The sequence below is a fragment of the Spirillospora sp. NPDC047418 genome, from assembly GCF_040643275.1.
Taxonomy (GTDB): Bacteria; Actinomycetota; Actinomycetes; order Streptosporangiales; family Streptosporangiaceae; genus Spirillospora.
Genome location: NZ_JBEYTW010000013.1, coordinates 1 through 17,036 on the forward strand (window position 1 = coordinate 1; position 17,036 = coordinate 17,036).

The following is a 17,036-nucleotide window of genomic DNA, read 5'->3' on the forward strand; positions in this document are numbered from 1 at the left end:
CGACACCCCCCCGCACCGGGCGCCCCCCCCCCCCGGGGGCCGGCGCGGTTTTTAGCGGGGTGTTTTTTTCTCACCCCCCCCCCCAAAAACAACAACACGCCGCAGATCAACGAAGCGGGGGTGGCCGGTGACGGGTCAGCGTGGGTCGGGAGCGTCGCGGGGGTCGTCGGCGTGGTCGAAGTACCGCGCCAGGTAGTAGCGGTACATCGCGCCGGTGGCGGGTGGCACCTCTCCCCACTTCTGGATGATCTGGTGGCCGGAGAAGTGGTCGGGGTTGATACGGATGTCGGTGCTCAACGCGCTGACGACGTAGCCCGTGGAGAGGTCCTGCCGCTCGTGCTCGGTCTTGAAGCGGCCGACGTACTGGCCGAGGAACCGTTTGCCGTCCACATCGACGTCCAGGCCGAGTTCGTCCTCAGCGATGCGGGCGATGACGTCGTCGATGCCCTCCGGCTTGAACATGCGCAGACCGGGGAGCGCCCACTTGTTCTGGTAGGGCGCGATGGTGCGCCGAACGAGCACGACACCGCCGCCCTCTGGCAGTTCCACTACCAGGTCGAACGTGGGGATCACCGCGTATTCGAGTATCTTCTCGAAGACCTCTCTCGGCGCGTACTTCACCTCTGGGCACTTGCGCAACGTCACGGCAGGTTCCTCTCAAGGGTCTGCGCAGCCGTGCGCCAGACCTGGTCGCTGTCGGGCAGGACGATGGCGTTCTCGACCAGTTCTATCGTGCGGGCACGGCTCCCCGTCCTCGGATCGTGTGCGATGTCGCCTACCCGGAACAGCATCTGGAACGCGGCGGGTCGAGAACGTAACTGGCCCACGATTTCCCGGAGGACGTCCTTGTCCCGGAAGATCAGGCCGAGCGCCCGGGTGCCGGTGCCGTGGGTGCCGCCGAAGCTGATCACTGCGCGCCCGTCGTCCAATGCGACCGGCGAGAGGTAGTTCCGGAGCTTGGTGACGAGGAGATAGTCCTCCAGGAGAACACCGTCCCCGTCAACTCGCGGCACGAAGCTGCGGTCAGGGCCTTGGATACGCCAGTTGGGCCTCTCGACCATCCCTCGCCCCGCGACAAAACGCCGGGCGACCGCTCCATCTGCGACCTGGTTCTTGGAGAGGATCCATCGGTAGGGAAGGTCCACGGGTGCGTCGCCCAGGACCAGCGAATCGGCGTCACCATCGAGTTCGTAGCCGAACAGCACCCGCGACAACCCCTCTGCAGTCGGGCTGCCGATCAGCACCAGGTCGTGCGTGACGTGGGTGCGTATCTCGTCCTCGACCCGCAGACGCCCCGCCTCTTGAGCCCGGATGTAGTCATTGCCGCTCGCCGCGACGAGGCCATGAAGATTGTCGGGGTGAAGAGACTCGTTGTAGAGGACATGCCGTGAATCATGCCGGTAGGCGACCATCCGACCCTGATGCAGACCAAGGACCTCTTTGGCCACATCCGCTTGCCGGCGCAGCCTGGCAGTCCTCTTCATCCATTGGGACGCACTGGACGACACGGTCACCAAACCGGTGGCTCCCGCCACCTCGGATGTGATCGTCAACACCGCGCTGATGTCCACGTCGGCCCCCGGGTCGACTGGCGCACGTCAGATCGTGCTCGTAATGCCATCTTCGACCAACTACACCGACAAGGCACGGAAAGGGACATAACGCGCGTGCTTCGATAGAGCGCGCCGGGCATTCGGAGGAACCCGAGCGTTCACCCTTCCGATCGGCGACGCTCATGGCACGCATCGCTCGGCAGCGTGACCCCACCCTTCTGACGGCCGCGCACTCCTCCGCGGCGGTCAGAGGGTCAGGCGGACGCCGCTCGGGGTTGCGGTCACGGTCGTGAGGTCCGTGATGATGTGGTGGGCCGTGGTTAGGGCGGAGGGGTCGTGGCTGGTGGTCACTGCCAGGACGGTGGCGCCGGCGGCGCGGGCCGCGGCTATGCCTGCGGGGGCGTCCTCGATGACCACGCAGGTGGACGGGTCCACGCCCAGGTGCGCCGCCGCCTGGAGGTAGCCGGACGGGTCGGGTTTGCCCATCGGGACGTCTTCCGCTGTGACGACCACCGGTGGGACGGGGACGCCTGCCACGGTCGTGCGGAGTTTGAGCTGCTGCCTGTCCATCGAGGTGACGAAGGCGTGGGGCAGGCCGTTCAAGGTGGTCAGGAGGGCCACCGCGCCCGGGAGCGCGGTGATTCCGTCTGTGCCGGTTGATTCGAGGGCGTCCAGGCGGGCGGTGGCTTCGGGGACCCGGTCGGGTGGGAGGAAGTCGGCGACGCGGTCGCTCGTGCGGCGGCCGTGGGCATCGGCGAGGAACTCGTCCGGGTCGATGCCGTACTCGGCGGCCCATGCGCGGGCCGCGCGCTCGACGAGGGGGGTGGAGTCGACCAGGGTGCCGTCCACGTCGAACAGGACGGCGGCGCAGGGCAGGATCACCAGTTCGCCTTGGCCGTGGCCTCCTCGGCCTGGGCGCGGAGGTTGCGGATCGCCTGCACCGGGTCGTCGGCGCCGTAGACGGCGTTGCCGGCGACGAAGACGTCCGCGCCGGCCTCGGCGCAGCGTTCGATCGTCTCGGCGCTGACGCCGCCGTCCACCTGGAGCCACACGGGCAGGTCGCGGCCCTTGATGAGCTCGCGGGCGCGGCGGACCTTCGGCAGGACGACGTCCAGGAACTTCTGGCCGCCGAAGCCCGGCTCGACCGTCATCAGCAGGAGCATGTCGACCTCGCCGAGGAGGTCTTCGAAGCCGTCCACCGGGGTGGCCGGGTTGATGCCGAGCCCCGCGCGCGCGCCGGCGGCGCGGATGGTGCGCAGGGTGCGGATGGGGGCCTTCGCCGCCTCCGCGTGGATGGTGACGCTCTTCGCGCCCGCCTCCGCGTACTCGGGTGCCCAGCGGTCGGGGTCCTCGATCATCAGATGGCAGTCGATCGGCAGCCTGCTGTGCTTCAGCAGCGCCTGGACGACCGGCAGTCCGAGGGTGAGGTTGGGCACGAAGTGGTTGTCCATGACGTCGACATGGACCCAGTCGGCGGAGTCGGCGATGCGCTCGACGTCCTCGGCCAGACGGGCGAAGTCGGCGGACAGGATGCTGGGTGAGATCTGCGGAGCCATGATGCCCCAGATTCTATTGGTGCAGTCCGGCCCGATCGTCACCCGGCCGGGTGAGACCGGGGGTGGGACGGGCGGCCAGGCGGAGCCGGACGAACACCTCGGGGGCCCCCGAGGTGACCCAGAGGGCGAGCAGCGTCTGGACGGCGAACGCCTGGGCGAGGTTCGTCCCGTCCGGCAGCAGGTCGAGGGCGGCTATGGCGGCGGCTCCGGCGAGGCCCACGGGGAGGCGGGCGAGGCGCTGCCAGGCGTGCCCGCCGGGGTCGAACCAGCCGCGTGCCGCGAGGAGCGACAGGCCCGCGAGGGCGCCGCAGAGTGCGCCGGAGGCTCGGGCCGAGTCCGTCAGCGTGACGGGGGCGGTCTGGCCCCCGGCCGCCCGTATGGCGTCCGCCCACGCCTGGGGCCACTGCCAGTTCTCCAGCGACTGCCACGCGCCCCAGGCCGCTGCCAGCAGCAGCAGGGAGATGACCAGTGAGAGGGCCAGCTGCACGGCCAGGTGGCGGCTGGTCCACCACGGGACGACGATGGGTTCGAGCGCCAGGACGGCGACCAGCAGGGTCAGGCCGATGGCCCATCCCGCGAGGACCTGGCCGGTCGAGTGGACGCCCAGGTAGACGCGGGACACCCCGATCAAGGCGATGACGACGGCGGCGCCCACCCAGAGGAGCCGCCGCCCGGTCTGGGCGGCGAAGAACCCCCAGGCGACGATTCCGTTCTGGGCGTGGCCGGAGGGCATGCCGAAGGACGACAGCGACTGCCTGCCCTGGACGGCGGGGTCCGTCCAGTACGGGCGCGGTTCGTGGAAGACCAGCTTGAGGAGCGTGTTGAGCAGCGCGCCGGACAGCAGGACGACCGACGCCCGCGCCGCCAGGCGCGGCGCCACGCACCAGAACAGCGCGACGAGCAGCGGGACGTAGAAGGCCGAGCTGCCCAGGTACGACATGAAGAGCATGAAGTCGGTCAGCACACACCTCCCATGGGCTACGTGCGGCGCAGGAGGGCCAGGAACATCGCGTCCGTGCCGTGGCGGTGCGGCCAGAACTGTGCGTACGGGCCGTCGCCCACACCGGTGAGGTCCGCGCTGAGCGAGGTGAGGACCGCCGGTGCGTCGAGCCGTTCGACGTCGTCGCGCTTGCGCAGGACGTCGTCCACCACCACGCGGGTCTCGGCCAGGTGGGGTGAGCAGGTGACGTAGGCGACCACACCGCCGGGGCGCACCGACTCCAGTGCGGCGGTGAGCAGTCTCCGCTGGAGCGGGCCCAGCTCGGCGACCGCTTCGGGGCCCCGGCGCCAGCGGGACTCGGGGCGGCGGCGCAGTGCTCCCAGGCCGGTGCAGGGCGCGTCCACCATGACCCGGTCGAAGACTCCGGGACGCCATGCGGGGACGGTTCCGTCGGCGGCGACCACACCCGTACGGGTGTCGACCGCTCGCTGGACGAGCGCGGCACGGTGCGGCTGGACGTCGGCGGCCAAGAGGCGTGCGTCGCGCTGGTTTGCCAGGGCGGCCAGTAGGCCCGCCTTGCCCCCGGGGCCGGCGCACAGGTCCGCCCAGCGGGCGTCACGGCCGTCCAAGGGGGCCGCGGCCAGGGCCAGGGCGACCATCTGGCTGGCCTCGTCCTGGACGGCGGCGCGCCCATCGCGGACGGCGGCGATACCGGCCGGGTCCCCTTCGGGCAGTACGGCGGCATAGGGCGAGTACTGGGCGGGCTCCGCGCCGTACTCCCGCAACTCCGCCAAGGTGGCCCGGCCGGGGCGGGCGACCAGCGTCACCCTCGGGCGGGCGTTGTCGGCGGCGAGGAGTTCGCCGATCTCGTCCGGCCCGACGGCATCGCGCAGGGCGGACACGATCCACTTCGGGTGGCTGTGCGCGACCGACAGGCGGGTCGTCGCGTCGGCGTCCGACGGCGCCACGATCTCCAGCCAGGAGTCCAGGTCGCGGGTGGCGACCTTGCGGAGCACCGCGTTGGCGAACTTGGCCTGGCCGGGGCCGGACACGGAACGGGCCAGCTCCACGGTGGTCCCCACGGCGGCGTGCGGCGGGATCCGGGTACCGAGGATCTGATGCGCGCCCAGGCGCAGGACGTCCAGCAGCGGGGCGTCGATGCGGCGCAGCTCACGGTCGCTGCACAGCGCGAGGACCGCGTCATAGGTGCCGCGGCCGCGCAGCGTCCCGTAGGTGAGTTCGGTGGCGAGGGCGGCGTCGCGCCCGGTCAGGCCGCGGTCGTGCAGGCGCTTGGGCAGCAGGAGGTTCGCGTAGGCGTCGCGGGTCTCGACCGCGCGGATGACGTCGAACGCCGTGCGGCGGACGAGGTCCTGGGGGCGGCCCGTCTTGCGGGGGCCGCCCGGCCTGCGGTTCGGGACGTGTCGGCGGTTGCGGGTAGGCGGCATCAGTGCAGCGCGTCCTCGCCGGTGAGGCCGACCCCGCGCACCCAATCGGCGGCCGCCATGCGCCGCTTGCCCTGCGGCTGGACGTCGCCGAGCACGACGGGGTGCGTGGCCGTTCCCACCAGTACCTCGTTCTTTCCCGGGCGGATCTCGCCGGGCGCCAGCGTCTCCGCGCCGGGCGCGGGGCGGACCGGGCCCAGCTTGACCCGCATGTCACGGAAGTTCGTCCACGCGCCGGGGGCGGGCGTACACGCGCGCACGAGGCGGTCAATGCGCAGTGCGGGACTACGCCAGTCGACGTGGCCGTCCTCGGGCGTCAGCTTCGCCGCGTGGGACACGCCCTCGGTCGGCTGCGGCCGGGGCTCCAGGACCCCCGCCTCGATGCCGTTCATCGTGTCGAGCAGGAGCGTCGCGCCCGCGACGGCGAGGCGCCCCAGGAGCTCACCGGACGTGTCGCCCGGCAGGATCGGCTCGGTGAGGACCCCGTACACCGGGCCGGTGTCGAGACCCTCCTCGATCTGGAACGTGGCCGCCCCGGTCATGTCGTCGCCGTGCAGGATGGCGCGCTGCACGGGCGCGGCGCCGCGCCACGCGGGCAGCAGCGAGAAGTGCAGGTTCACCCAGCCGTGCCGGGGGATGCCGAGCGCCTCGCGGGGCAGCAGGGCCCCGTAGGCGACGACCGGGCAGCAGTCGGGCGCGATCGCGCGGAGCCGGTCGAGGAACTCGGGGTCGCGGGCCTTGGCCGGCTTGAGCACCTCGATCCCCGCCTCGGCGGCGAGCGCGGCGACCGGCGAGGCGCTCAGTTGCCTTCCACGGCCCGCGGGCCGGTCGGGGCGGGTCACGACCGCCACCACCTCGTGCGAGGACCCCAGCAGCGCCGTCAGCGCCGGGAGCGCCGTCTCGGGAGTGCCGGCGAAGACGAGACGCACCTAGATCGCCTTCCCGAGGGTCCGGTGCGGCGACTCCTTGACGACGGGGGCCGGGTCGCCGAACCACTCGGCCTCCCGGATGGCCTTCATCGCGGCCTTGCGCTGCTCGGGGTCCATCCGGTCGATGAAGATGATCCCGTCGAGGTGGTCGGTCTCGTGCTGGACGCAGCGGGCCAGCAGGTGCGTGCCCTCCAGCGTGATGGGCTCGCCGTGCATGTTGAAGCCCTTCGCCACGGCGCCGACCGACCGCGGCGTGGGGAACGCGAGGCCCGGCAGGGAGAGGCAGCCCTCGTCGTCGGTCTCCTGCTCGTCCGACAGGTCCAGGGTGGGGTTGACCACGTGGCCGAGCATGTCGTCGACGTAGTAGGTGAACACCCGCAGGCCCACGCCGAGCTGCGGCGCCGCCAGGCCCGCGCCGGGAGCGTCGATCATCGTGTCGGTGAGGTCCTTGACGAGCTGGCGCAGCTCCTTGTCGAAGTCCTTCACCGGCTCCGCGGGCGTGCGCAGCACGGGATCGCCGAAGAGGCGGATGGGCTTGACGGCCAACGAGGGCTCCGTTTCCTGCGAGATTCTCTTGCGTATGGGATGTATCCGCCCAGTCTACGGAGACATCCGCCGCTCCTTCACACGCCGCTTCACACTCTGCGGGGCCCGCCCTGGTGCGCCGAGCGCGCCTTGTAGGCGGCGGTGCGGGCGGCCTTGGCCGTCGCCCTGTCGGGATGGTGCGCGCCCAGGGCCTCCAGGACGTCGGCCGCGCCCGGATGGTCCGTGCGCCACAGCTCGTCGACCATGACCTTCATCTCCGCCTCGGGCGGAGCGTCGATCAGGGCGGCCTCGACCGCCTCGTCGGGCTCGGCGGTCTCCAGCATCCCCGAGACGGTGTCGACGAACACCCAGAGGTACTCCTCGCGCGCCAGTTCCCGTCCGGCCGGGTCGCCGACGCCGTTCAGCCAGAGCGCGGCGTAGGGCGAGACGAGCGGGTGCTCCCGCGCGGCGCGCACCACGCCCGCGGCCTCCGGGCCGATGCGGTGCAGGACGGCCGCGGCCAGGTTGCGGGCGCCGGGGCCGCCGGTCCGCATCACGTCCAGCAGGTCGGCGGCGGCGTCCTTGGGGTCGTGCGCGGCCAGCCAGCCGTCGATCTCCTCGTCGGCGGCCTCCGGCCGGTACCAGGTGAGCCCCGCGATGAGCTCGGACGCGCGCGCACCGGCCAGCTCGCCGATGAGCGGGGCGGTGAAGCCATCCGCCAGCAGCAGCTGCCGGACGGCCCACACGCCGAGCGCCGTCAGCGCCCGCCCGTCCCCGGCCCGTTCGACGATCCCCCAGTCCTCGAGGGTCGCCAGCTCCAGGTGGAACGCGTCCTGGACGAGGGCCGTCATGGCGTCGGCGTCGGACAGGTCGTAGGCCTCCTCGACGTGGCCGAGCAGCGCCCCGGCCAGGATCTCCGGCTCGGTCGGCTCCTCCTGCTCGTACAGGTGGATGAGGACGCCGGTCAGCTCGTTCTGGACGAGTTCCAGCGCGTCCAGGCCGTCGGCGTAGTCGTGACCGGGCACGGCGACCGCCTCGAACAGCGGCAGCCATGCGGCGAGCAGCGCCTCGTCGTCATCGGACCGCAGGCCGGCACCGGCCGGCCCCGGGGAGGCGGTGCCCTGCTCGGCCGTGATGACGTCCGCCTCCACGGCGGCCCACCACAGCCGTTCCAGCTCGCCCTCGTCCTCCAGTTGCCCGTATCGGCGCGGCGTGTCGAGGCCGAGGGCGGCGCCGGCCGCCTCGATGTCGGCGTCCGTGAGCGTGTCGTGCTCGGTGAGGGCGCGCTCGCCCGTCCAGTCGGCGAGGGCCAGGACCGTCCCGGTGAGCCGGGACCCGCGCGCCGCCGCGGCCACGTCGGCCACGGGCGCCGGCCGGACCGGCGGCACGACCAGCTCACCGGTCCGCCGCAGGTACTCCTCGGTGCGGGCGTAGCGCTCGGCCTCCGGCAGCGACTCGAACGCGCGCACCCACGCGTCGACGGCCTCCTGGTCGTCCAGCGAGACCCCGTCGGCCTCCAGCAGCCCGCCGATCACCTCGGCGGCCGCCGCCCGCTCCTCGCTGTCGGCCGCGGACACGACCTCGGCGAACCGGGGCGCGGCCCGGTCGATCTCCGCCGCGAGCGCGTCGGCGTCCGGCGCGGGGACGGCGGCGGTGTCGCGCAGATAGGACACGATCTTGCGGAGGGCGTCCAGGACGGTGGGGACGTCGTCGCCCGAGGCGACCACGGTCTCGGGGAAGACCTCCAGCAGCAGCCCGCGGATCCCGTCCGGGGTCAGCTCCTCCGGGCCCGCGAGGCCCATCTCCTCCCGCGCGAGGCCGAGCAGGATGAGGACCCCCTGCTCGTCCAGCGCCTCGCCGCGCTCGTCCGCCCACCGCCGCAGGTCGCCGGCGGTGCCCTCCACCCAGTTGTCGGCCACCCGAGAACCCTATTGGTCAGATCAGCTCCAGGGGGTCGATCTGGACCCTTACGGTGTCGGCGGCCTTGCGCGCACTGCGCACGCCCTGGGCCTCCTTCAGCGCGCGCGCCAGGGCGTGTCCCGCCCGGCGGGGCACGCGTACCAGCGCGCGTTCCCGCTCCTGGACGCCGGCTCCCGCCTGCGGTGGGCCCTGGGTAACCGGCACGGGGACCGGCCCCAGCGCCTCCGCGCCGTCGGGCAGCCGGGCGTCGGCCAGCAGTTCGCGGACGGCCGCCGGGGAGCCGGTGAGCGAGGCCATCCGCGCGGCGGGCGGGAACCCCGCCTCCCCGCGCTCGGCCAGCTCGCGCTCCGCGTAGGTGACGGGATCCCAGCGGACGAGCGCCTGGACGGCCGGAAGCGACCCTTCGGCGGCCACGATCACCGGGCCCTGCGGGCGGACGAGCGACGCGGCGTTCATCCAGCGCCGCAGCGTCTCCTCACCGGCGCGCAGGTCCGGGCGGCCCAGCAGGACCCAGCCGTCGAGCAGCAGCGCGGCCCTGTACCCGTCCTCGGCGGGAGGCTCCGCGCCCGGCGTGGACACCACGAGGGCGCGTTCCGGGCCGATCCGTTCGAGGATCGCATCGCGCCCGGACGTCCGTACCGGCACGCCGGGGAACGCCCGGCCCAGCTCCTCCGCGGTGCGCTTGGCGCCCACCACGACGGCGCGCACCTGGAAGAAACCGCACTCGGGGCAGTGCCAGTCACCCGCGATACGTCCGCACCACCGGCAGTAGGGCGCGGCGTGGGACGACGCCAGCGACAGGGGCCCCTGGCACGCCTCGCACCGCGCCGGTTCGCGGCAGCGTCCGCACGCGATGCCCGGCACGTATCCGCGCCTCGGCACCTGGACGAGGACGGGCCCGTCCTCAAGCGCGTGCCGGGCCGCCTCGAACGCGACGTTCGGCAGGCGTGCCGTGCGGGCCGCGGCGTCCCGGGCGAGCTGCGCGTCCTCCCCCACGTAGCGGACGCGGGGCATCTCCGCCCGGACGCGCTCGCGGCCGGCGGACAGGGCGTGCGCCCAGCCGGTCTCCACCAGCTGCGTGGCGTCGGTGGTCCTGGTGAACCCGCCGATCAGCGCCCCGGCCCCCGTCCTGTGCGCGCGGAGGGCGAGGACGTCGCGCGGGTGCGGGTAGGGCGCGTGGGGTTCGGCGTGGACGTCGTCGCCGTCGTCCCACAGCACGACCAGCCCGAGATCGGCGACGGGCGCGAACATGGTGGCGCGGGTGCCGACGACGGCCCGCGCCCTGCCGCGCAGGACGGCGAGCCACCTGCGGTAGCGCTCGGCCGGGCCGAGCTCCGCCGTCAGGGCGACGTGCAGGCCCTCCCCCAGCTCGGCCGTGAGGGCGGCGTCCACGCGGGCCGCGTCGCGCCCGTCGGCGACCACCACGATCGCACCTCGTCCGCCGCTCAGCGTGGCGGCGACGGCCCGCGCGATGGCGGCCGTCCAGCCGGGCCCCGGCAGCGCCGTCCAGACCGCGCGGGGCGCCCTTCCGCCGGCGAGGGCGCTCAGGAACGACGGCCCGGCCGGATAGTCCGCCCAGACGCCGGCGGCGACCTCTCCCGGCGTCTCGCGGTCCTCGGCCTCCGGGACGGGTTCGGCCTCGACGCGGGCGTGCCGCGGCGGGACGGCCAGCCTCAGCACGTCCGCGAACGTGCCCGCGTACCGGTCGGCCACCTCCCGGACCAGCGCGGCGATCTCCGGCGTCAGGACCCGCTCGGACGAGGTGACCCGCTCCAGGAACAGCAGCTTCCCGTCGTGGCCGCTCTCGGCGGCCCGCTCCAGCAGGAACCCGTCGACGAGCTGCCCGGCGAACCGCACCCGGACCCGGCACCCCGGCACGGCCCTGGCGTCCAGTTCGGCGGGCACCAGATAGTCGAAGGGCCGGTCCAGGTGCGGCAGGGACATGTCGACCGCGACCCGCGCCACCGGCAGCTCCTCCGCCGGACGGCGCGCCCCCTTCCTCCCCTTGCCCGTCTTCTTCGCCGTGCCCGGCTTGCTCGGCTTGCCCGCCGCGCCCGGCTTTCCGGGCTTGTCGGCGGGCACCCGGGGGAGGTCGTCCAGCCCCGGGATCAGGTCCGTTCCCCCGCCGTCCTTCGTCACGCCACCGTCCTACCAGACCAACCCGACAGCGGGACGCGCACGCTAGGGTTGATCAGGTTGAACGGGCGCGCGTCCCGCCGGCCCATTGCCCGCTGTCCCTCCGCGCCCCCGCCGTCCGACGAGCCCGTGCAGGCGAAGTGACCCCAGCGCATACCCAAGTGACCACAGCGCATACTGAAGAGCGGGCGGACGCCCCGGTCCGGCATGGATCGCCGCGCCGTCCCGCGAGCCCTCCGTCCGCATGGCGGATGTGGGAGAAGCGGGCCCGCCACCCGGTGGTGGCGGCCACGTTCGCCGCCGCCGTCCTCCATCTGGTGTGGGCGCTGTTCCTCGCCGCCGAGGGAGGCGACCTCGCCGCCCAGGCCGCGTGGACCGACTTCGCCTGGAAACATCCCGGCGCGGCGTACAGCTTCGCCTGGTACGGCGGGATGCACCCGGCGTCCTACAGCGTCATATCGCCGTACGTGATGGCGCTGTTCGGCATACGGACGGTCGCGGTGGTGACCGGCACCCTCTCGGCCACCCTGACCGCGTACCTGCTCAAGAAGTTCCGGGCCCCGGTGGCGCTGCCCGCGTCGCTGTGGGCCGCGTTCGCGCTGTCGTGCAACGCCGCCTCGGGCCGCGTCACGTTCGGCCTGGGCCTGCTGTTCGCCCTCATGGCGACGATCCTGGCGTTCACCTCGCGCGGCACGCCCGCCCTGCGCGCCGCCGGGATGGTCGTCCTCGGCGTGCTGGCCTCGCTCGCGAGCCCGGTCGCCGGCCTGTTCCTGCTGGTGCTGGCCGCCGCGCTGTTCCTGACCGGCCGCCGCCGCGCGGGCGTGTGCGTCGCCGCCGGCCTGCCCCTGGTCGTGGGGACGACGAGCCTGCTCTTCCCGTTCAGCGGCGTGCAGCCGATCTCGCTCACCGCGATCGTGCTGCCCGCCGTGACCAGCGTCATCGCGGTCCTGCTGTGCGCGCCGAAGAACTGGACGTTCGTGCGCGTCGGCGCGGGCGTCTACCTGGCCGGCATCATCCTGACCTGGCTGATCCCCTCCCCCGTCGGCAGCAACGTCGAACGCCTGTCGCTGCTGTTCGGCGGGATGTTCCTGCTGTCGGCGGTCGCCCGCGCGCAGGGCCGGGTGCGGATCGCCGTGCTGTCGCTGGCGTTCATCGTCACCGCGTCCTGGCAGGTCGTGAAGCCCGTCGACGACCTCATCCACACCGAGCCGGCGGCATCCGCGGCCGACCACGCCCGCGGGCTCGTCGCCGAACTGGACGCCCTCGGCGCCGAGAGGGCCCGGATCGAGGTCGTGCCGCTGCGGTCGCACTGGGAGTCGTCCGGCCTCAGCCGCCACTTCGTCCTCGCGCGCGGCTGGAACCGCCAGGTCGACGCCGAACGCCACAAGCTGTTCTACGAGGACGGCGCGCTGACGCCCGCCTCCTACCGCGACTGGCTGCACGAGTGGGCGGTGCAGTACGTCGTCCTGCCCGAGCAGGAGGTCGACTGGTCCGCGCAGGACGAGGCCGCGCTCGTCGAGGGCGGCCAGCCGTACCTGACGGAGGTCTGGCGGGACGAGCACTGGCGCCTGTTCCAGGTCGCGCGGCCGACACCGCTGATCGACGCTCCCGCGTCCGTGCACGAGCTCAACGCGGGCGAACTCGTCGTCGACATGCCGACCCGCGGGTCCGTCCTCGTGCGGGTCTCCTGGTCGCCCTGGCTGAGCGCCACCGGCGGGGACGCCTGCCTGGCGCGCGAGGGCGACTTCGTGCGGCTGACGGCGCACGAGCCCGGCCGCTACACCATCGCCGCCCGCTACGGCCTGCACCGCGGCAACCACTGCGGCTCCTGACCGGCCGCGGCACCGCGCGGACGACGAAGCCCCGGGGAGAACGTCCCCGGGGCTTCCTCACGCTTCCAGAGGGGCGGCGGGCGGTCAGAGACCGGCGGCGGAGGCCAGGTCCTTGGCGCGGTCGGTGGACTCCCAGGAGAAGTCGGGCTCCGACCGGCCGAAGTGGCCGTAGGCGGCGGTCTGCGAGTAGATCGGGCGGAGCAGGTCCAGGTCGCGGACGATCGCGGCCGGACGCAGGTCGAACACGTCGTCGACCGCCTTCTCGATCTTCTCCGGGGCGACCCTCTCGGTGCCGAACGTCTCCACGAACACGCCGACGGGGTGCGCCTTGCCGATCGCGTACGCGACCTGCACCTCGGCGCGGTCGGCGAGCTGCGCGGCCACGATGTTCTTGGCGACCCAGCGCATCGCGTACGCGGCGGACCGGTCGACCTTGGACGGGTCCTTGCCGGAGAACGCGCCGCCGCCGTGCCGGGCCATGCCGCCGTAGGTGTCGACGATGATCTTGCGGCCGGTGAGGCCGGCGTCGCCCATCGGGCCGCCGATCTCGAACCGGCCGGTCGGGTTCACCAGCAGCCGGTAGCCCTCGATGTCGAGGTCGAACTGGGCGAGCACCGGGTCGACCACGTGCTCCTTCACGTCCGGCGCGAGCAGCTCCTTCAGGTCGATGTCGGGAGCGTGCTGGCTGGACACCACGACGGTGTCGAGGCGGACGCCGCGGTCGCCGTCGTACTCGATGGTGACCTGGGTCTTGCCGTCCGGGCGCAGGTAGGGCACGTCGCCGCTCTTGCGGACCGCCGACAGCCGCTGCGCGAGCCGGTGCGCGAGCGTGATCGGCAGCGGCATCAGCTCGGGCGTCTCGCTGGTGGCGTAGCCGAACATCAGGCCCTGGTCGCCGGCGCCCTGCCGGTCCAGGTCGTCGACGCCCTCGCCCTCGCGGGTCTCGTAGGCGTCGTCGACGCCCTGCGCGATGTCGGGCGACTGCGCGCCGATGGACACCGACACGCCGCAGGAGTGGCCGTCGAAGCCCTTCTTGGACGAGTCGTAGCCGATCTCCAGGATCTTCTCCCGGATCACACCCGGGATGTCCACATAGGTCTCGGTGGTGACCTCACCGGCCACATGCACCTGGCCGGTCGTGATCATCGTCTCGACGGCGACCCGGCTCTTCGGGTCGTCCTTGAGCATCGAGTCGAGGATCGCGTCGCTGATCTGGTCCGCGATCTTGTCCGGGTGTCCTTCGGTCACGGACTCGGAGGTGAACAGGCGGCGAGACACGTACGTGAACTCCTTGCAGCGGCTGCTGACTGACGTCGCAGGACGGATTCTTTGTCGAGTTCGGCGGGGGACGCCGGCCCCCCGCCCGGGTTCCCCAGGGTGCTAGGCCCAGAAGTCTAGCGGGATCGGTGCCGGACACCGCCACACGCGCCGGTGCGGGACGTCTCCCGTCATTCCGGGCCGCCTTCCGGGGACGCCCCTCCGGATCCCTCCGGCGGGGACGCGGACGGCAAGCGGGCCGCGACGAGGTCCCAGACGGTCTCCGCGAGGTCCTCCTTGGCACCGCGCGGCACCTCGGTCTGCGAGCCGTCCGCGCCGAGGATCACGGCCTCGTTGTCGGGCCGGCCGAAGGTGAGGTTCTCCCCGACCTGGTTGACGACGAGGAGGTCGCAGCGCTTGCGGGCGAGCTTGGCGCGGCCGTTGGCGAGCACGTCGTCGGTCTCGGCCGCGAAACCGACGATCACCTGCCCGGGCCGGCGGCTCTCCCCCAGCTCGGCGAGGATGTCGGGGTTCTTGGCGAGCCGGATCGGCTCCGGCTCCGCCCCCTCGGCCTTCTTGATCTTCGAGCCGCGGTAGCCGACCGGGCGGAAGTCGGCGACGGCGGCGGCCATCACGACCGCGTCGGCGGCGCCCGCGGCCCCCACCACGGCCTTGTGCATCTCCTCGGCCGACCCGACGGGGACGATCTCGGCGCCGGCCGGATCGGGCAGCGCAACGTTGGCGGAGACGAGCGTCACGCGGGCGCCGCGGGCCACCGCGGTGCGGGCGAGGGCGTACCCCTGCAGCCCGGACGAGCGGTTCCCGATGAACCGGACGGGGTCGATCGGCTCCCGGGTGCCGCCCGCGGAGATCACGATGTGCCGGCCGGCCAGGTCGCGGCCGCCGGCGCCGCGGGCCAGGACGTGCCGCGCCACCTCGAACAGCTCGGCGGGGTCGGGCAGCCGGCCGCGGCCGGTGTCCTTGCCGGTGAGCCGCCCGGACGCGGGCTCGACCACGACCGCGCCCCGGGACCGCAGCGTCGCCACGTTCGCCCGGGTCGCCGGGTGCTCCCACATCTCGGTGTGCATCGCGGGCGCGAACACGACGGGGCAGCGGGCGGTGAGCAGCGTGTTGGTGAGCAGGTCGTCGGCCAGCCCCTGCGCGGCCCTGGCGAGCAGGTCGGCGGTGGCGGGGGCGACGAACACGAGGTCGGCGCCCTGCCCGAGCCGCACGTGCGGGACCTCGGCGACCCCGTCCCACACCTGCGGGGACACCGGGTTGCCCGACAGCGCGGCCCAGGTCGGCTCGCCGACGAAGCGGAGCGCGTCGGCGGTCGGCACGACGGTGACGTCGTGGCCGGACTCGGTGAGCCGCCGGAGCAGCTCGCACGCCTTGTACGCGGCGATCCCGGCGCTCACACCGAGCACGACACGCGGCTTACGGGAGGTCATCCCCTCACGATCCCATCACGTGCCGGACCGGCACGCACCGGGGTCAGCCCTCGATGGGCTCGGCGTTCAGAAGGCCCTCGCGGGTCTCGCGGAGCGCGATCGACAGGGGCTTCTCCTGCACCTGGGTCTCGACGAGCGGGCCGACGTACTCCAGCAGGCCCTCGCCCAGCTGGGCGTAGTAGGCGTTGATCTGCCGGGCGCGCTTGGCCGCGATGCTGACGAGGCCGTACTTGGTGTCGACGACCTCCAGGAGCTCGTCGATCGACGGGTTGGTGATGCCCTCGTTGCTGGCTGCCACTCGGTGGCCTTCCACTGGTAGGTCGCTTACTGGTCAGCCAACAAGGCTACCAGCTCGTCGCACACGTCCTGGACGGACGTGTTGACGAGCGTGACGTCGAACTCCTTCTCGGCGGCCAGCTCCACGCGGGCGGCGTCGAGGCGGCGCTCGATCACCTCGGGGGGCTCGGTGCCGCGGCCGGTGAGCCGCCGGACGAGCTCGTCCCAGCTGGGCGGCGCGAGGAAGACCAGCCGCGCCTGGGGCATGGTCCCGCGGACCTGCCGGGCGCCCTGCAGATCGATCTCCAGGAGCACCGGCTCGCCGCGGGCGAGGCGCTCCTCGACGGGCCGGCGGGGGGTCCCGTAGCGGTTCCCCGCGAACTCGGCCCATTCGAGGAGCTCCCCCTCGTCGACGAGCCGGTCGAAACCGGCGTCGTCGACGAAGAAGTACTGCACGCCATCGGTCTCACCCGGGCGGGGGGCCCGGGTGGTCACCGAGACCGACAGCCACACCCGGGGGTGTGAGCGCCGGATCTCGGCGACGACCGTGCTCTTGCCGACGCCCGACGGCCCGGAGAGGACCGTCAGCCGCCGCGCGAGCGGGCCCTTCGTGCTGGAGCCCTCCGGCGCAGTGATGGGTGCGCCGGAGCCGGGCGGGATGGAGCCGGCCGCGGGTCGCCCCGCACCGGCCGCGGCGGCCTGACCGCCGCGCCCGTCCGTGAGTCGTGCGTCAGCGGTTCGCACTTCCGCCGAACTCACTCTCCAGGGAGGCGCGCTGGTTGGCACCGAGGCCCCGCACACGGCGGGACTCGGCGATGCCCAGACGCTCCATGATCTGCTTCGCACGGACCTTGCCCACACCGGGCAGCGATTCGAGGAGGGCCGACACCTTCATCTTTCCGATGATGTCGTCGGTCTGTCCCTCCTTGAGAACCTCGGCGAGCGAGGTCCCCCCGTGCTTGAGCTTGTTCTTAACCTCGGCCCGCTCCTTGCGGGCCTTGGCAGCCTTCTCCAGGGCTGCGGCGCGCTGTTCGGGGGTTAGGGGCGGAAGAGCCACGCCGGGTCACCTCAGGTTTCCACTCGACGGAGTCGGACGGGTTGGGAAACTAGCGAGTTCACCACCCATAAGGCAACGTGAAGTGCCGTTTAGCCCACCACAAATTCACGAAAATCACTCCCCGGAGTGTCCTGAATACAGAGTGTACCCAATCCGGAGGGG

The 17,036-nt window shown here is 72.9% G+C and carries 16 protein-coding genes; 1 reads left to right on the forward strand and 15 read right to left on the reverse strand.

Annotated elements, in window-relative coordinates; genetic code table 11:
- Positions 1 to 135 precede the first annotated feature (135 nt).
- From ABZ806_RS10645 to ABZ806_RS10690, 10 genes are all read right to left on the reverse strand, one after another.
- Positions 136 to 645, reverse strand: a complete 510-nt coding sequence (locus ABZ806_RS10645) for an NUDIX domain-containing protein (RefSeq protein ID WP_500216651.1) — start codon at positions 643 to 645, stop codon at positions 136 to 138.
- Complete coding sequence (locus ABZ806_RS10650) at positions 642 to 1,571, reverse strand: hypothetical protein (RefSeq protein ID WP_500216652.1); 930 nt, start codon at positions 1,569 to 1,571, stop codon at positions 642 to 644. Before ABZ806_RS10650 ends, ABZ806_RS10645 begins: the two co-directional genes overlap by 4 nt.
- 228 nt (positions 1,572 to 1,799) lie before the next feature.
- The gene (locus tag ABZ806_RS10655; RefSeq protein ID WP_500216653.1) at positions 1,800 to 2,435 is read right to left on the reverse strand and encodes an HAD-IA family hydrolase; all 636 of its coding nucleotides are present in this window, start codon (positions 2,433 to 2,435) and stop codon (positions 1,800 to 1,802) included.
- Positions 2,432 to 3,109 carry a ribulose-phosphate 3-epimerase gene (gene rpe, locus ABZ806_RS10660; protein WP_500216654.1) on the reverse strand — a complete coding sequence of 226 codons (678 nt, stop codon included), beginning with the start codon at positions 3,107 to 3,109 and terminating at the stop codon, positions 2,432 to 2,434. The genes ABZ806_RS10655 and rpe overlap by 4 nt, the downstream gene beginning before the upstream one ends.
- 13 nt (positions 3,110 to 3,122) lie before the next feature.
- Positions 3,123 to 4,073, reverse strand: coding sequence for a phosphatase PAP2 family protein (locus ABZ806_RS10665; RefSeq protein WP_500216655.1), 951 nt, complete (start codon positions 4,071 to 4,073; stop codon positions 3,123 to 3,125).
- A gap of 14 nt (positions 4,074 to 4,087) precedes the next feature.
- The gene (locus ABZ806_RS10670; protein ID WP_500216656.1) at positions 4,088 to 5,494 is read right to left on the reverse strand and encodes an RsmB/NOP family class I SAM-dependent RNA methyltransferase; all 1,407 of its coding nucleotides are present in this window, start codon (positions 5,492 to 5,494) and stop codon (positions 4,088 to 4,090) included.
- A complete protein-coding gene (gene fmt, locus ABZ806_RS10675; protein ID WP_500216657.1) occupies positions 5,494 to 6,420 on the reverse strand; it encodes a methionyl-tRNA formyltransferase in 927 nt (308 codons plus the stop codon). Before fmt ends, ABZ806_RS10670 begins: the two co-directional genes overlap by 1 nt.
- Entirely contained in the window at positions 6,421 to 6,966 is a 546-nt protein-coding gene (def, locus tag ABZ806_RS10680; protein WP_500216658.1) for a peptide deformylase, read from the reverse strand.
- An 89-nt stretch (positions 6,967 to 7,055) separates the two neighbouring features.
- Entirely contained in the window at positions 7,056 to 8,864 is a 1,809-nt protein-coding gene (locus ABZ806_RS10685) for a hypothetical protein (RefSeq protein WP_500216659.1), read from the reverse strand.
- Between the two features lie 16 nt (positions 8,865 to 8,880).
- Complete coding sequence (locus tag ABZ806_RS10690; protein WP_500216660.1) at positions 8,881 to 11,004, reverse strand: primosomal protein N'; 2,124 nt, start codon at positions 11,002 to 11,004, stop codon at positions 8,881 to 8,883.
- 248 nt (positions 11,005 to 11,252) lie between these two features.
- On the opposite strand from ABZ806_RS10690, the gene ABZ806_RS10695 reads away from it, so the two are divergent.
- Positions 11,253 to 12,833 carry a DUF8823 domain-containing protein gene (locus ABZ806_RS10695; RefSeq protein WP_500216661.1) on the forward strand — a complete coding sequence of 527 codons (1,581 nt, stop codon included), beginning with the start codon at positions 11,253 to 11,255 and terminating at the stop codon, positions 12,831 to 12,833.
- An 84-nt stretch (positions 12,834 to 12,917) separates the two neighbouring features.
- Here ABZ806_RS10695 and metK read toward each other — a convergent pair whose 3' ends face one another.
- The 5 genes from metK to mihF form a co-directional block, all read right to left on the reverse strand.
- Positions 12,918 to 14,111 (reverse strand): methionine adenosyltransferase, encoded by a 1,194-nt coding sequence (gene metK / locus ABZ806_RS10700; protein WP_500216662.1) that lies wholly within the window; start codon positions 14,109 to 14,111, stop codon positions 12,918 to 12,920.
- A gap of 170 nt (positions 14,112 to 14,281) precedes the next feature.
- Positions 14,282 to 15,541 carry a bifunctional phosphopantothenoylcysteine decarboxylase/phosphopantothenate--cysteine ligase CoaBC gene (gene coaBC / locus ABZ806_RS10705; RefSeq protein WP_500216663.1) on the reverse strand — a complete coding sequence of 420 codons (1,260 nt, stop codon included), beginning with the start codon at positions 15,539 to 15,541 and terminating at the stop codon, positions 14,282 to 14,284.
- Between the two features lie 43 nt (positions 15,542 to 15,584).
- Positions 15,585 to 15,839: a DNA-directed RNA polymerase subunit omega gene (gene rpoZ, locus ABZ806_RS10710; protein ID WP_021597645.1), complete on the reverse strand. Its 255-nt coding sequence runs from the start codon at positions 15,837 to 15,839 to the stop codon at positions 15,585 to 15,587.
- A gap of 26 nt (positions 15,840 to 15,865) precedes the next feature.
- Complete coding sequence (gene gmk, locus ABZ806_RS10715; protein WP_500216783.1) at positions 15,866 to 16,453, reverse strand: guanylate kinase; 588 nt, start codon at positions 16,451 to 16,453, stop codon at positions 15,866 to 15,868.
- Between the two features lie 94 nt (positions 16,454 to 16,547).
- The gene (mihF, locus tag ABZ806_RS10720; protein ID WP_131939722.1) at positions 16,548 to 16,874 is read right to left on the reverse strand and encodes an integration host factor, actinobacterial type; all 327 of its coding nucleotides are present in this window, start codon (positions 16,872 to 16,874) and stop codon (positions 16,548 to 16,550) included.
- Positions 16,875 to 17,036: the final 162 nt, after the last annotated feature.